Source organism: Streptomyces venetus (genome assembly GCF_039540295.1).
In the GTDB taxonomy this organism is placed as follows: Bacteria; Actinomycetota; Actinomycetes; order Streptomycetales; family Streptomycetaceae; genus Streptomyces; species Streptomyces venetus.
In genome coordinates, this window is sequence record NZ_BAABET010000008.1 from 161891 (window position 1) to 176033 (window position 14143).

The 14143-nt window shown below is 72.1% G+C and carries 15 protein-coding genes; 7 read left to right on the top strand and 8 right to left on the bottom strand.

The window, feature by feature from the left end; genetic code table 11:
- Positions 1–23: 23 nt before the first annotated feature.
- Positions 24–599: a TetR/AcrR family transcriptional regulator gene (locus ABEA82_RS25925; RefSeq protein ID WP_345664065.1), complete on the bottom strand. Its 576-nt coding sequence runs from the start codon at positions 597–599 to the stop codon at positions 24–26.
- Between the two features lie 142 nt (positions 600–741).
- Here ABEA82_RS25925 and ABEA82_RS25930 point away from each other — a divergent pair, with 142 nt between their 5' ends.
- Positions 742–1599, top strand: coding sequence for an AAA family ATPase (locus tag ABEA82_RS25930; RefSeq protein ID WP_345664066.1), 858 nt, complete (start codon positions 742–744; stop codon positions 1597–1599).
- Positions 1596–2954, top strand: coding sequence for a VWA domain-containing protein (locus ABEA82_RS25935; protein WP_345664067.1), 1359 nt, complete (start codon positions 1596–1598; stop codon positions 2952–2954). Before ABEA82_RS25930 ends, ABEA82_RS25935 begins: the two co-directional genes overlap by 4 nt.
- On the opposite strand, the gene ABEA82_RS25940 is transcribed toward ABEA82_RS25935, so the two are convergent.
- The 4 genes from ABEA82_RS25940 to ABEA82_RS25955 all read right to left on the bottom strand — a co-directional run bounded on the left by ABEA82_RS25940 (position 2955) and on the right by ABEA82_RS25955 (position 5917).
- Positions 2955–3659, bottom strand: a complete 705-nt coding sequence (locus ABEA82_RS25940; RefSeq protein WP_345664068.1) for an SDR family oxidoreductase — start codon at positions 3657–3659, stop codon at positions 2955–2957.
- A 104-nt stretch (positions 3660–3763) separates the two neighbouring features.
- Positions 3764–4120, bottom strand: a complete 357-nt coding sequence (locus tag ABEA82_RS25945) for a cupin domain-containing protein (protein WP_345664069.1) — start codon at positions 4118–4120, stop codon at positions 3764–3766.
- A 94-nt stretch (positions 4121–4214) separates the two neighbouring features.
- Positions 4215–5240 (bottom strand): pyridoxal-phosphate dependent enzyme, encoded by a 1026-nt coding sequence (locus ABEA82_RS25950; protein ID WP_345664070.1) that lies wholly within the window; start codon positions 5238–5240, stop codon positions 4215–4217.
- Entirely contained in the window at positions 5237–5917 is a 681-nt protein-coding gene (locus ABEA82_RS25955; protein ID WP_345664071.1) for a helix-turn-helix transcriptional regulator, read from the bottom strand. The genes ABEA82_RS25950 and ABEA82_RS25955 overlap by 4 nt, the downstream gene beginning before the upstream one ends.
- Before the next feature lie 384 nt (positions 5918–6301).
- Between ABEA82_RS25955 and ABEA82_RS25960 the strand changes: the two genes are divergently transcribed.
- Positions 6302–7684, top strand: coding sequence for an FAD-binding oxidoreductase (locus ABEA82_RS25960; protein WP_345664072.1), 1383 nt, complete (start codon positions 6302–6304; stop codon positions 7682–7684).
- 34 nt (positions 7685–7718) lie between these two features.
- The gene (locus ABEA82_RS25965; protein WP_345664073.1) at positions 7719–8540 is read left to right on the top strand and encodes an alpha/beta fold hydrolase; all 822 of its coding nucleotides are present in this window, start codon (positions 7719–7721) and stop codon (positions 8538–8540) included.
- A 70-nt stretch (positions 8541–8610) separates the two neighbouring features.
- On the opposite strand, the gene ABEA82_RS25970 is transcribed toward ABEA82_RS25965, so the two are convergent.
- Complete coding sequence (locus ABEA82_RS25970) at positions 8611–9255, bottom strand: sigma-70 family RNA polymerase sigma factor (protein WP_425588553.1); 645 nt, start codon at positions 9253–9255, stop codon at positions 8611–8613.
- 190 nt (positions 9256–9445) lie between these two features.
- Entirely contained in the window at positions 9446–10141 is a 696-nt protein-coding gene (locus tag ABEA82_RS25975) for a hypothetical protein (protein ID WP_345664074.1), read from the bottom strand.
- Between the two features lie 146 nt (positions 10142–10287).
- Here ABEA82_RS25975 and ABEA82_RS25980 point away from each other — a divergent pair, with 146 nt between their 5' ends.
- Positions 10288–11082, top strand: a complete 795-nt coding sequence (locus ABEA82_RS25980) for an SDR family NAD(P)-dependent oxidoreductase (RefSeq protein ID WP_345664075.1) — start codon at positions 10288–10290, stop codon at positions 11080–11082.
- 22 nt (positions 11083–11104) lie between these two features.
- On the opposite strand, the gene ABEA82_RS25985 is transcribed toward ABEA82_RS25980, so the two are convergent.
- Complete coding sequence (locus ABEA82_RS25985) at positions 11105–11950, bottom strand: class I SAM-dependent methyltransferase (RefSeq protein ID WP_345664076.1); 846 nt, start codon at positions 11948–11950, stop codon at positions 11105–11107.
- Between the two features lie 144 nt (positions 11951–12094).
- On the opposite strand from ABEA82_RS25985, the gene ABEA82_RS25990 reads away from it, so the two are divergent.
- Both ABEA82_RS25990 and ABEA82_RS25995 read left to right on the top strand, forming a co-directional pair.
- Positions 12095–12892 (top strand): VOC family protein, encoded by a 798-nt coding sequence (locus ABEA82_RS25990; RefSeq protein ID WP_345664077.1) that lies wholly within the window; start codon positions 12095–12097, stop codon positions 12890–12892.
- A gap of 680 nt (positions 12893–13572) precedes the next feature.
- Positions 13573–14109, top strand: a complete 537-nt coding sequence (locus ABEA82_RS25995; RefSeq protein WP_345664078.1) for a GNAT family N-acetyltransferase — start codon at positions 13573–13575, stop codon at positions 14107–14109.
- Positions 14110–14143 lie beyond the last annotated feature (34 nt).

Below are 14143 nucleotides of genomic sequence, written 5' to 3' on the forward strand. Positions count from 1 at the left end.
GCCTCTTCGGCGGTCGCACCCCCTCAGCGCATGCCGGCCGCGTCCAGCAGCGCGGTCACGGTCGTCGTGGTCAGGCCGTCCAGGGTCTCGACCTTGGCCCCCGCCCGGGCGCTGGCCCCGTCGAAGACCAGCATCAGCTGACGGGCGAGCAGTTCCGCGTCCCGCGCCCCGCCCTCCTCGGCCCGCGCGCGGAAGAAGCCCAGCAGCCACTCCTTCGCCCCGCGGGCGACCACGCTCGCCGGGTGTCCGGGATCCTTGAGCTCGACCAGCGCGGCGAGATAGGGGCAGCCCCGGTAGGCGGGTTCGGCGGAGGCCCTCTCCAGTCGTTCGAAGACGTGCAGGATCCGCTCGCGCGGGGGGCCGGCCTCCTCCTCCTGCGAGTCGGGCGCCAGCAGTGCCTCGTACGACGGGAGCACCCGCTCCAGACTCGCTGCCAGCACCTCGCCCTTGCTGGCGAAGAGCTGATACATGGACCGCTTCGAGACCCCTGCGCTCCGGCACAGCGCCTCCACTCCGACGGAGACGCCCTCGAGGTAGAAGATCTCGGCCGCAGCATCGAGCAGCCGGTCGCGAGTGGACGCCTTGTCTGTAGTGGTCATGGAGGTGAGGCTACCTCGCCCCCGGAACCCTGGGAAACCGATCGGTCTACCACCTTCCGGTACCCGGAACCCTCGTGACATCTTGAGTGAACAAGCGCTTAGATAGTGCTCTCCGACCATCGTCGCCGTCCTGGAGGCCCCGTTGTTCACGTCCGTCGACGACGTCTCCGCACGTCTGGCCGAGACCGGCTATCTCGCCTCGCCCGCCGTCGCCACCACCGTCTTCCTCGCCGGCCGGCTGGGCAAGCCGCTCCTGGTGGAGGGCCCGGCCGGGGTCGGCAAGACCGAGCTCGCCAAGGCCGTCGCCCAGGTCACGGAGGCCCGGCTGGTGCGTCTGCAGTGCTACGAGGGGGTCGACGAGTCCCGGGCGCTGTACGAGTGGAACCACGCCAAGCAGCTCCTGCGGATCAGCGCGGGCCGCGACGAGACGTGGGACGAGGCCCGCACGGACATCTTCAGCGAGGAGTTCCTGCTCCCGCGGCCGCTGCTGACCGCCATCCGGGGCGACGAGCCGAAGGTGCTGCTGATCGACGAGACCGACAAGGCGGACGTCGAGGTGGAGGGCCTGCTGCTGGAGGTGCTCAGCGACTTCCAGGTGACCGTGCCCGAGCTGGGCACCGTCACCGCGACGCGCCGCCCCTTCGTCGTCCTCACCTCCAACGCGAGCCGGGAGCTGTCCGAAGCGCTGCGCCGCCGTTGCCTCTTCCTGCACATCGGGTTCCCGGACGAGGAACTGGAGCGGCGGATCGTCCGGCTGAAGGTGCCCGGGCTCGACGAGGCGCTGGCCCGCTCCGTCGTCCGGGTCGTGGGCGCGCTGCGGGCGATGGAGCTGCGCAAGGTGCCGTCGGTCGCCGAGACCATCGACTGGGCGCGCACCCTGCTGGCGCTCGGTGCCGGCACGCTGGACGAGACGGTCGTGCGGGCCACGCTCGGCGTGCTCCTGAAGCACCAGGACGACGTCCTCAAGGCGTCCGCCAAGCTCGATCTGGACGCCCTGTGACCACGTCGGCGGGTGTCGCGGAGCGGCTGACGTCCCTGGTCGGGGCGCTCCGCGCGCACGGGGTGCGGATCGGCACCGGCGAGACGGTCGACGCGGCCCGGGCGATCGAGGAACTCGGCCTCACGGACCGGGAGCTGCTGCGCGAGGGGCTCGCGGCGACGCTGCTGCACGGCACCGGGCAACGCCAGGTGTTCGACCCGGTCTTCGACCTCTACTTCCCGCGCGGCGTCGGCGGTCCGGAGCAGCGGGCCGCGGGCCGCGACGCGTTGCGCGACCGGCTGGCCGCCGCGCTCGCCGCCGACGACCAGGCGCTGATGGGCCGGCTGGCGATCGAGGCGGTCGACGGCTTCGGGGGCTACGGCTCCACGCCGGAGTCGGACGGCTGGTCGTCGTACCAGACGCTGGAACGGGTGCGCCCGCAGACGCTGCTCGCCCGGGTCCGCGACACCGTGCGCGGGCAGCGCGGCGGGTCGGGGTTCGCGGACCGGCTGCTGGAGGACGAGATCCGGCGGCGTATCGAGACGTTCCGGGCGCTGGTGGCCGCCGAGGCGCGGCGCCGGGTCGCCGAGCGGCGCGGCCGGGACGAGATCGCCCGGCGGGCGGTGGCCCCGACGGCGGACCGGGTCGACTTCCTGTTCGCCGGGAAGGACCGGCTGGCGGAGCTGCGCAGGGCGGTGCAGCCCCTCGCCCGCAAGCTCGCGACCCGGCTCGCGGCCCGTCGCCGCCGCGCCTCCCGGGGCACGATCGATCTGCGGCGGACCCTGCGCGGTTCACTGTCGACCGGTGGCGTGCCGATGCGGCCGGTGCTGCGCCGACGCCGTCCCGTCCGCCCCGAACTGGTGCTGCTGTGCGATGTGTCGGGCTCGGTGTCCGGGTTCTCGGACTTCACGATGCTGCTGGTGCAGGCGCTGCACGACCAGTTCAGCAAGGTACGGGTGTTCGCCTTCGTCAACCGGATCGACGAGGTGACCGGGCTGCTCCGGCACGGCACCGCGGACCCGGAGGGCCTGGGCGCCCGTATCCAGACGGAGGCGACGCTCACGGGATGGCACGGCAGCAGTGACTACGGCATGGCGCTGGGCGAGTTCGCCGAGCGCTACGAGGACGCGGTCGGTCCGCGCACGACGGTGTTCGTCCTCGGTGACGCCCGTACGAACCAGAGCGACCCGAATCTGCCGGCCGTCCGGCGGATCACCCGGCGGGCGCGCCGGGTCTACTGGCTGAACCCCGAGCAGCGCTCCCGCTGGGGCACGGGCGACTCCGTCGCGCCCGCCTACGCCGAGCTGGTCGAGATGCACGAGTGCCGCAACGTACGTCAACTGAGCGCGCTGGTGGCGCGGTTGCTGCCGGTGTGATCAGGCGGCGGCGAGCTGCGGGTAGAGAGCGAGCGGGTCGGCCGCCAGCCCGGCCTTGACCTGGCGTGAGATGTCGTCGGCCAGGACCTCGAAGGCGCCGGACGCGATCCCGTCGAGGGCCTGGGCCGCGACGCTCTCGGCCGTGGACTTCGGGGCGTCGACGGCTGCGGCCAGGTCGGTGTCGACGTAGCCGACGTGCAGGCCGGTGACCTCGATGCCGCGCGGCTTCAGGTCGAGGCGCAGCGAGTTGGTCTGCGACCAGAGGGCGGCCTTGGACGCGCTGTAGGAGCCGGCCAGGCCGATCCAGGAGAGCACGGAGTGGACGTTGAGGATGTGCCCGCCGCCGCTGCGTTCGATGACGGGGACGAAGGCCCGGGTCACCAGGAGCGGTCCGAAGAAGTTGGTCTCGAACTCGCGCCGGACGTCCTCCACGGGCGAGTCGAGGAAGTTCGCGTTCACCGACGCCCCCGCGTTGTTGATCAGCAGGGTGACGTCCTGAGCCTGCTCGGCCGCCGCCGCGACGGAGGCGGGGTCGGTGACCTCCAGGGCGAGCGGCACGGCGTCGGGGTGCGTGACGGTGCGCGGGTCGCGGGCGGTGGCGTACACCTTCTTCGCGCCCCGCTCGTACAGGGCGGTGACCAGGGCGCGGCCGATACCTCGGCTGCCGCCGGTGACCAGGGCGACGGAACCTTCGATGGCGGTCATGGGAGTGTCCCTCACATCCTCAACGCAGGAAACCGATCGGTTTCCTCTTGGAGAGGATCGTAAACCGATCGGTTTCCACCGGGCAAGGGGACGATCGCCCGGCACTACTTCTTCGCGAACTCCCTCGCGGACTGCCCCTGGAAGTCGTAGACCACCACCTGCTCGTCGCCCACCACCCAGGCGTCGTGACCGGGCGAGCACACGAAGACGTCGCCCGGGCCGACCTCGCTCTCGCCGCCGTCGTCCATGCGGATGTGCATGCGGCCCTGGAGCACATAGCTGTTGTGGTACATCTGGCAGGTGGCGGTACCCGCGATCGGGGCCACGGACTCCGACCAGCGCCAGCCGGGCTCGAAGGTCGCCACGGCGAAGTCGAGCTCCGTCATGTGGACGGCTTCGAGGTGACCACTGGGGAAATCACGCCGCTCGTCCGGCTTGTCGATCGTCTTCACTTCCAACATGACGCGCTCCCTTCCGGCCGCGGCATGCCACGACCGGGGGGCCGGTCAGTCCGGCGGCCCTGGACACCGCCGCAGGCGGCCGGCCTCCGCACTTCTATCGTCCGCCCGCCCCGGGGTGGCCGCCAACCCGTGGCAGGCCCGCTCGGACCTGGTGCCCGCAGAGCTCGGCGAAGCGCTCGGCGTCGATGTTGCCGCCCGAGAGGATGACACCGACGCGGCCCGCGAGAGGGCCCGCGCGCCCGGTGAGCAACGCGGCGAGCGGGGTCGCTCCGCTCGGCTCGACGACGATCTTGAGCCGTTCGAAGGCGAACCGCATCGCGTCCCGGATCTCGTCGTCGGTCACCAGGACGACGTCGTCGAGGAGCCGCCGGTTCACGGAGAAGGTCAGCTCTCCGGGCGTGTGCAGAGCCTGCCCGTCGGCGATGGTGTGCGGGACCGGGATGCTGACGCGCCGGCCGGCCTCCAGGGAACGCTTCGTGTCGTCCCCGGCCTCGGGTTCGACGCCGATCACCCGAGTCCCGGCGTGCATGCCCTTGACGACGGTGCCGCTGCCGGCGATCAGTCCTCCACCGCCGACCGGGGCGACCAGCGTGCCGAGCTCCCCCGCTTCCGCCACGAGTTCGAGTGCGGCGGTGCCCTGCCCGGCGATGACGTGCGGATGCTCGTAGGGCGGGATGACCGTCAGGCCCCGCTCGGCGGCGAGGGCCTCGGCGATGGCGACGCGGTCGCCGGTGTAGCGGTCATAGGAGACGATCTCGGCGCCGTAGCCGGCGGTGGCCGCCCGCTTCGACGGCGGGGCGTCCTCCGGCATGACGATCACGGCGGTGGTGCCGAGTTCCCGGGCGGCCAGGGCGACGGCCTGGGCGTGGTTGCCGGAGGAGTAGGCGGCGATGCCCCGGGACAGCTCCTCCGGGGTGAGGCGGGAGGCCGCGTTGTAGGCGCCGCGGAACTTGAAGGCGCCCGCACGCTGGAAGTTCTCGCACTTGAGGTGGATCTCGGCGCCCACGAGCGCGTCGAGGGTACGGGAGCGCAGGACGGGCGTGCGATGGGCGACGCCCTTGAGCCGGGCGGCGGCGTCCCGGACGTCGTCGAGGGTGACCGGTGGGGTGGTGGTCGTCACGCGGATCCTCCGGTGGAAGTGTCGTGGACGGCCCTGGCCTGGGAGAGGTAGTTGTAGGCGGAGGCGCGGGAGATCCCGAGCCGGGCGGCGACCTGCTCGACCGCACCGCGCACGGCGAAGACGCCGCGCGCGTCCAGCCCGCCGAACAGCTCCAGGCGCTCCGCGCGGTCCAGCTCCGCCCAGCTCCCCCGCTGCCTCGACCGGTGGGCGTCGAAGAGCGCGTCGACCACGGAGTCGATGTCGTTGCCGAAGGTGGTGGTCGGCAGCTCCGCCGGCTGGGCACCGAGCCCGGCGAGCGCGCCGAGCAGACCGTGGACCTGGCTGACGGCACCGACGTCCACGTTGACGCAAAGGGCGCCGAACACGGCGCCCGTGGAGTCCCGCAGCACCATCGTGGAGGACTTCACCAGTGTCCCGTTCCGGGTGCGGGTCACGTAGTTCAGTTCGTCGGACGCCTCGTCGCCCCGGGCGAGGACGCGCATGCCGATCTCGCTCATCGCGCCGCCGGCTGTCCGCCCGGTCACCGATCCGGCCACGGAGACGACCGACTTCTCCGGATTCCGGTAGTCGTGCAGCACGACCTCGCAGACCGGCCCGAAGGTCGCGGCGATCCCGTCGACGACCGGGCCCAGCGCGGCGAGGATCGCGTCCCGCTCGGTGTCCCGTTCACTGCTCATCCCGCCTCCTTTTCTTTCACTCTAGACCACACGTCCAGCGCTTGGATAGACAGTCCAGCCACCTCCAATAGTTGGCAATGGTTCTCACATGACCGACCCCGGGAAACGCTATTGACATTCATTCCCATCTAGCGTGGCGCCTGCCGAGCAACCCCCGTGCACGTCCGTCCTGGAGGAGCCATGCCCCTGCCAAGGTCGCCGACCGGATCTCCGCAACCCTTGCGAAGGCCGACCCGGGCGACGCCGCGGCCTTCGTGACGCGGGGGGCGTGACGCGCCGACCGGGCCCCGGCGTTGGAGCGGCCGGTCCGCCCGGACATGCATCGCCCCGCTGTCGGCGAGACCCTGGTGATGTCGGCACGGTCACGCGCTCGAGGAGATCGTCATGGACAGCGCCACCCTGGAAGACATGCGGACCACGCTGCGCGGACCGGTCACAGGCCCACGGGACGCGGAGTACGACGAGGCCCGCAAGATCTACAACGCGATGATCGACAAACACCCGGCCGCCATCGTGCGGTGCGCGGACGCGGCGGACGTCATGGCGGCGGTCTCCTACGTCCGCGACCACGGCCTGGAACTCGCCGTACGGGGCGGCGGGCACAGCGGACCCGGCCTGTGCCTGGTGGACGACGGCGTCACCATCGACCTCTCACCGATGCGCGGGGTGCGCGTCGACCCGGCCGCGAGGACCGCCCAGGCCGACGGTGGCGCCCACCTCGGCGACCTGGACCACGCGACGCACGCATTCGGTCTGGCCACCCCCACGGGCATCATCTCCATGACGGGCGTCGGGGGCCTGACCCTCGGCGGCGGACACGGCTACCTCACCCGCAAGTACGGCCTCACCGCGGACAACCTGATCTCCGCGGACGTCGTCCTGGCCGACGGCAGCTACGTCACCGCGAGCGCGGACGAACACCCGGACCTGTTCTGGGCGATGCGCGGCGGCGGCGGCAACTTCGGCATCGCGACCTCCCTCACCTACCGGCTGCACCCGGTGGACACCGTCGGGGTCGGGGTGACCGTCTGGCCGGTCGGTCACACTCGCGAGGTGCTGGCGTGGTACCGCGAGTTCCTCCCGCAGGCACCGGAGGACGTCTACGGCTTCTTCGCGATCTTCGTCGTCCCGCCCGGCCCGCCCTTCCCCGAGGAACTCCACGGGGAGAAGGTGTGCGGCGTCGTGTGGTGCCACACCGGTGACCCGGACCGGCTCGACGAGACGCTCTCCGTGGTGAACGAACCCGGCCCGCCTGCCTTCCACTTCGCGACACCGATGCCCTACGTCGCGTTGCAGAGCATGTTCGACGAGCTGATCCCGACGGGCTACCAGTGGTACTGGCGGGGCGACTTCTTCGACCACATCCCGGACGCCGCTCTGGACGTACATCTCAAGTACGGCGAGAACAATCCCACGCAGCTCTCGCTGATGCACCTCTATCCGATCGACGGTGCCGCCCACCGGATGGGCCCGGACGACACGGCGTGGAGCTACCGGGACGCCGTCTGGTCCGGCGTCTTCGCCGGTGTCGATCCCGATCCGGCCAACGCCGAGGCGATCAGGCAGTGGTGCGTGGGCTACCAGGAGGAACTGCACCCGTACTCCATGGGCGGCTCGTACGTGAACTTCATGGGTGCGGGCGAGGGCCAGGAACGGGTCCGGGCGACCTACCGCGACCACTACGACCGGCTCGCCCAGGTCAAGCGGACCTACGACCCGGACAACCTCTTCCACGCCAACCAGAACATCGAGCCGGCCCGGGCGTGACCACTCCGGCGCCCTGACCGCCCGGAGGCCGCCCATGGGAGAGATGATCGACGCCGACGGCGTGCTGCTGTGGGTCGAGCGCCGGGGCCAGGGCCCCGACGTGCTGCTCGTCTCGGGGCTCGGGGATCCCGCCGAGGTCTGGCGGTCCCAGCTCGACGGGCTCGCGGACCGCTACCGGATCACCGCCTTCGACAACCGGGGCGTCGGGCGCACACCGCTGCCCGAGGGGCCGCTGTCCGTGCCGGGGATGGCCGACGACGCCGCCGCGCTGCTGCGCGCGCTCGACGTTCCGGCCGCCCATGTCACCGGCTTCTCGGGAGGCAGCTTCATCGCCCAGGAGATGGCGCTGCGGCACCCCGGGCTGGTGCGCAGCCTCGTCCTCATGAGCACGATGGCCCGCCCCGACCCCTACTTCCGGGCCGTGGCGCGCTTCTGGCGCTGGATGGCGGAACGCGCCCCGGGCGAGCGGGCCATGCTGGAGGCGTTCTACCTGTGGGTCTACACGCCGCGCGCCCACGCCGACGGCATGGTCGACCGTCTCGTCGAGGAGACGCTGGCCTTTGCACACCCGCAGTCCGTCGAGGCCTTCCAGCGCCAGCTCGCGGCGTTCGCGGGTCACGACACGCTCGACCGTCTGGACCGGATCGGTGTGCCGACCCTCGTCCTGTCCGGCGAGGTCGACCTCGTGGCACCGCCACGCCTCGGCCGTGTGGTCGCGGACAGCATCCCCGGCGCCGCGTTCGAGGTCCTGCCCGGCGAGGCCCACCAGCCCTTCCAGGAGGTCCCGGACGTGTTCAACTCCCGTGTCGACGCGTTCTGGCGCGCGGTGGATGCAGGGGGGCCGGGGAGCGGCTGAGGAAGGCGGGCGGTGTGCGGCGGTCGCCGGCCACTCCGGCGCCCGGGACCGGGCGCCGGAGTGGCGTGAGTCAGGCCGCGGCCAGGGCGCGTGACCCGGCGCGAGCCGGTTCCTCCGCCTCGGCGAGCAGGGCCAGGAGCGACGCCCGGGCGCGGGCCACGCGGGAGCGGACGGTGCCGATCGGGCAGCCGCTCAGCTCGGCGGCCTCCGCGTACGGCAGACCGAGGAGCTGCGTGAGGACGAACGCCTCGCGCCGCTCGTCCGGCAGTCCGGCCAGCAGCTCCAGCAGCGCGACACCGTCGTCGAAGCCGGGCAGTCCGCGGGGCTGGGCGAGCTCGACCGCCGGCTCCCAGTCCGGCAGGTCGGCCCGGCGGGGGCGTACGGCGGTGTACCGGATGCTGTCGGCCACCGCCCGCCTGGCGATGGCCAGCAGCCAGACACGTGCCGAGGAACGGCCCTCGAACCGGTGCAGGCTGCCGAGCGCCCGCAGGAACGTGTCCTGCGCCAGGTCGTCCACGGCCTGCGGATCCGCGCACAGGTGGGCCACGTAGCGGATGACGTCACGGTGCAGGGCGCGCACGAAGCGGTCGACGGCCACGGAGTCCCCGCCGCGGGCGGCCAGCGCCCAGGCGGTTATCGACTCGTCGCGCGACTCGTCGGCCCGCGCCGAGGGTTCGGTTCTCTCACAGGGCAGAGGCAGGGCAGGAGTGATCACCTGATGTCCTTCTCGGGATGCCGGGACCACGGGCGTGCGGGCACGCGTGCCTACGGGATGGCGTGCCCGCGTGTCCACGCGGTCCTGGTGAGTGAGGGATGCGGTCGTACCCGTACGGCGATGCCCGCGGGCACGGACGTACGACCGATTCCGGGGCGCACAGGGGCTGCCCCGGGACCACCGGCTGCCGTCAGACGGCAGCGGCCCTCACGGGCGGCCCTCGAGAGGTGATCGCGTGGACGAGAAGGAGGAGGCGCGGCGCCCGGTCCGAGGACGGTCGCCGTACGCGCACGGGTGGGGGCGGCGGGGCCGGCAGGGCGAACAGGAGTCGCAGCGGCGCGGCCAGCCGGCCGGCCACGGCACGCAGCAGGCGGAACACGGCCCGCTCGCCGTGGCCCAGCCACAGACCGCACAACAAGGCGGCGAGCAGGTGGGCGGAGAGCATGCCGAGCGACGAGTCACCGCCCGGGAGGTGTCCCGCGTGCCCCAGGTGCGGGGACATGGACTCCATGGAGTGCATGTCGTGCCCCATGGAACCCGCGTCCATGGATCCCATGTGCAGGGATCCCATGTGCTTCGACTCCATGGCCATGGAGTCCACTGCCCTGGAACCCGCTGTTCCGGCGGACGGCGCCGACGGCATGAGGGAGAACGCCGAGTGCAGGGCCGTCTGCACGGCCACGGCGGCGGCGACGACCAGCCACAGACCGCGCTCGCGGCCCGCAAGGCACCAGCCCGCCACACCGGTCACGGCCCAACCGGCCACCAGGGTCCGCATCGGCACGTGGTCGCCGGACATCATGACGTGCCCCAGGGCGGCGAGCACGACACAGACGGCCGCGAACACCGCGGCCCGTGTCGTGCGAGCACACCACCCAGCTGTCATGGCGCCTCATCCTCGCATCCGGCCCCGCTCGTTCACCCATGGGTACGGAAACCGCCGGGGCCGGGCACTCAACACACGGTATGTGATCCAGACCACTGCCCGTCCCGGAGTCGATGCCTCCGGTCGGGCCTCATACAGTTCTCGCCATGACGACACCGACAGCGGCCGAACAGGCGTATCTCTCCCAGTTGTTCTCCCTGAAGGGCCGGGTCGCGGTGGTCACGGGCGGCAGTTCCGGTATCGGCCGTGCCATCACGGGCGCCCTCGCGCGTGCCGGGGCGAGCGTGGTGGTCGTGGCCCGCGGCGAGGCCGGACTGGCCACGACGGTCGAGGAGCTGACGGCCGAGGGCTGCCGCGCCGCGTGGGTCAGCGCGGACCTGAGCACGCGTGAGGGTGTGCGGACGGCCGCCGAGCGGGCCGCCGAGGTGTTCGGGGAGCCCGACATCCTCGTCAACAGCGCCGGGATCAACCTGCGCCCGCCGATGGACGAACTCACCGAGGACGTCTGGGACGTGACGATGGCCGTCAACCTGGAGGCCCCCTTCCTGCTGGGTCAGCGGTTCGGCCCCGGTATGGCGGAGCGCGGGTACGGGCGCATCGTGCACATCAGCTCGCAGCAGGCGCACCGGGCCTTCGTCCAGAGCGGTGCCTACGGCGCCTCCAAGGGCGGGCTGGAGGCGCTGGCGAGGTCCCAGGCCGAGGCGTGGTCACCACGCGGTGTCACCTGCAACGTGCTGGTGCCGGGCTTCGTCATGACACCGCTCAACGCGCGGCTTTCCTCGGACCCGGAGAAGGTGGCCGCCCTCGCGGCACGCACCATGATCGGGCGGAACGGCCTGGCGGAGGACTTCGCGGGCGCGGCGGTCTTCCTGGCGAGCCCGGCCTCCGCCTACCTCACGGGGCAGTCGGTCTACGTCGACGGCGGTCTGTCCGTCCACTGACGCCGGCCCGGCGCCCTTCCGGTCAGTTCGGGGAGGCCTCCGTCCGCCACACGAAGACCTCCGTGCTCGGCCCGCGTTCGGAGAACAGGCCCGACTCGGAGGCCTCCCGCAGCAGCCCGCGCAGGTCCCTCTCGAAGTCGTCGCGGCGCCCTTCGAACAGATGCGGTGCCGAGAAGGACATCGAGAACACCCAGGCGACGACGTCGTCGAAGGTCCGCTCCAGTGCCAGTCCGCCGGGCACGACGAGGCGCCGCGGGCCGGCGAATCCCGTCCGGGCGAACACCTCGGCCTCTCCACCCGCTGTCCCCTGCGGCAGCAGACCGCGACCTGCGCGCCGTACGGGCCCCAGGTACCGCTTGACCAGCTCGTCCACCGCGGCATAGGGAACCGCCGGGTGCGGCAGACCGTCGGCGGTCGGCTCCTCCGTCTTCAGATCCGCGATGTGCACCAGGGCCCCGCCGGGCCGGAGCATGTCCCTGACGGTCGCCGCGACCAGGTCGCGGTCCATCCAGTGGAAGGACTGTCCGAAGGTGGCGACGGTGAAGGTGCCGAGCCCGGCGGGCAGAGTCTCGGCGCGGGCCCGCACCCACCGGGTCTTCTCCCCCACTCCCCGGTCGGCGGCCCCGCGCGCGGCTTCGGCGATCATCCCGCTGTCGGGGTCCACACCGACGATCTCGCCGAACAGATGGGCAAAGCTCAGGGCGAGGGTCCCGGGCCCGCAGCCCACGTCGATCAGACGCCCCCGCCCGTCGAGCCGCAACGCTTCCGCGAGCGCGTCCGCCAGTCCGGGGGCGTACGGCAGCCTTCCCCGCCCGTAGTAGGCGGCGGCCCCCGAGAACAGGGTGTCGTCCCACTCCCATCGGTCCACCCCGACCACCCACCTCACAGGCACAGATCCGCGGCCACCCGGCCGGGCGACGGACCCGATGGTCCCACGAGCCGCCGACGGGCGAGTGCCGGTGCCCGGTGTCAGGCTGGGGCCACAGAGGATCAGTGGAAGGGAAGCATCGCCATGATCACCACGGAGTTCGCCCCCGGTTCCCCCTGTTGGCTCGACCTCGGAGCTCCGGACGTCCGGACCGCCGCGGCGTTCTACGGCGCTGTGCTCGGCTGGGAGTACGAGTCCATGGGCCAGAGCGAGGACTTCGAAGGCGGGATGTTCCGGAAGGACGGCAAGATCGTCGCCGGGCTCGGCAAGCTCACGGAGGAAGGGGCGCGCCCGGCCTGGATGATCTACTACAGCGTCACCGACGCGGACGCCACGACGCAGGCCGTGGAGCAGACGGGCGGCACCGTGCGGGTGGCTCCGATGGACCTCGACGAGTGGGGCCGGATGGCGCAGTACAGCGACCCGTTGGGAGGCCAGTTCGCCGTCTGGCAGCCGGGGACCAACAAGGGGGTCGACCTGGTGGACCAGCCGGGCTCGCTGTGCTGGACCGAGCTGTACACGAGCGACGCCGCGGCCGCGAAGGAGTTCTACGGCGGACTCTTCGGCTGGCAGTTCAGCGACACGCAGCTGCCGGGCGGCGCGGGCACATACACCCTGATCACCCCCGCCGGTCTCCCCGAGGACCGTATGCACGGCGGCCTCATGGAGCTGAGCAAGGAGCAGCTGTCACTGGCGGGCGGGCGACCGTACTGGCACCCGGTCTTCGCCGTGGCGGACTGCGACGCCGCGGTGGCCGCGGTCACCGGGAACGGCGGCAGCGTACAGATGGGCCCCGCGGACGTGGAGGGCGTCGGCAGGCTGGCCGTCTGTCTGGACCCGGCGAACGCGGACTTCGTCGTGCTCACCCCGGCCGGGAGCTGAGCGGCCGTACCCGTGCGCGGCCTTGGCGGACCGCCCCGTCCCGCGCCTCACCACCAGCGATGACGTCGCCGGCGATACGCCGGTCGCCGAGCGGCTGCACCTCGCGGGCGTTGCCGTCGGGGAAGAGGCTCCGGTAGTGCGCCAGCGCGGCGGCGGACGCCTGTACCCGACGTTGCGGTAGGACTCGGTGCAGGGCGGCACGAGCGTGCCGAGCTCGACGTCCGGCACGTCCCAGGGGTCCTCGTCCCGGCGGGCGGAGCCCAGCAGCCGGTCCAGGGAGGGGTGGGCCTCGCCCGGGTGGACGAAGACCGCGAGGACGGCGTACTCCTTCTCACCGGCCGCGGTCGTCGTTGCCCACTTCAGGTGCTGTTCCATCGGGAACGCCACCCCGCCGGCGGTGTGTTCGGAGGGGGTGTGCCAGTGAACCTCCTCCAAGTGGTACGTGCGGTCGCCGACGCTCATCAGGCACTCCTGCCCGGGTGGCGGCTCGGCCTTCACCGTGCCCTCCTCGGGCCGGTCGCAGCCGGGGCGGTGCCGCTTCGGACGCTCGAAGCGCAGCCGCAGGGTGAGCCGTGCCGGTGGCTCAGGCGCAGCGGCGGCAGGGCCGAGACGTCGGTGCCCTGCGGCCGGATGTCGACCGGGCTCAGGGGCCTCAGAGGCTATTTGCATATGATGCGCAAATGCATGACTACAGCATCAGGACGGCCGCACCTGCGGACATCGACGGGGCGCGGGTGGTGATGCTGGACGCCGTGTACCGCGACTTCGGCACCGGCTATGTGCCGGGCTGGCACGCCGACATCATCGACCCGGTGTCGTTCTACGTCGAACCGCCGCGCCACACGCTGCTGGTCGCCGTGGACGAGCGGGACGGAACGGTGGCGGCCACGGGGGCGCTGGACGCGCGCGGACCGGCGCATCCGCCGAACCCGCGCTGGCTGGCGGAACGGTTCCCCTCCGGCGAGACGGCTCAGCTCCGGCGGGTGTACGTCAGCTCCGGCCACCGGCGGCGCGGGCTGGCCCGGCGGCTGGTGGAAGGCCTGGTCGACTTCGCACGGGCCGACGGTGGTTACCGGTCCGTGTATCTGCACACCTATCCGCACTCCCCCGGCGCGATGGGCCTGTGGCGGTCGCAGGGCAAGGTGGTGTGCGACGAGCGGGAGGAAGTGCCCGGCGGGGGCAGCGGCGTGGTGCACTTCGAGATTCCCTTCGCCTGACCACCCCGGGGACGACACTGAACACCGCGATCCC

What these genes read in the sequence shown, in the direction of transcription:
- ABEA82_RS25925 (WP_345664065.1), bottom strand. Translation starts at nt 599, where the DNA reads ATGACCACTACAGACAAGGCGTCCACTCGCGACCGGCTGCTCGATGCT.
- ABEA82_RS25940 (WP_345664068.1), bottom strand. Translation starts at nt 3,659, where the DNA reads ATGACCGCCATCGAAGGTTCCGTCGCCCTGGTCACCGGCGGCAGCCGA.
- ABEA82_RS25945 (WP_345664069.1), bottom strand. Translation starts at nt 4,120, where the DNA reads ATGTTGGAAGTGAAGACGATCGACAAGCCGGACGAGCGGCGTGATTTC.
- ABEA82_RS25955 (WP_345664071.1), bottom strand. Translation starts at nt 5,917, where the DNA reads ATGAGCAGTGAACGGGACACCGAGCGGGACGCGATCCTCGCCGCGCTG.
- ABEA82_RS25960 (WP_345664072.1), top strand. Translation starts at nt 6,302, where the DNA reads ATGGACAGCGCCACCCTGGAAGACATGCGGACCACGCTGCGCGGACCG.
- ABEA82_RS25965 (WP_345664073.1), top strand. Translation starts at nt 7,719, where the DNA reads ATGGGAGAGATGATCGACGCCGACGGCGTGCTGCTGTGGGTCGAGCGC.
- ABEA82_RS25975 (WP_345664074.1), bottom strand. Translation starts at nt 10,141, where the DNA reads ATGACAGCTGGGTGGTGTGCTCGCACGACACGGGCCGCGGTGTTCGCG.
- ABEA82_RS25980 (WP_345664075.1), top strand. Translation starts at nt 10,288, where the DNA reads ATGACGACACCGACAGCGGCCGAACAGGCGTATCTCTCCCAGTTGTTC.
- ABEA82_RS25990 (WP_345664077.1), top strand. Translation starts at nt 12,095, where the DNA reads ATGATCACCACGGAGTTCGCCCCCGGTTCCCCCTGTTGGCTCGACCTC.
- ABEA82_RS25995 (WP_345664078.1), top strand. Translation starts at nt 13,573, where the DNA reads ATGCATGACTACAGCATCAGGACGGCCGCACCTGCGGACATCGACGGG.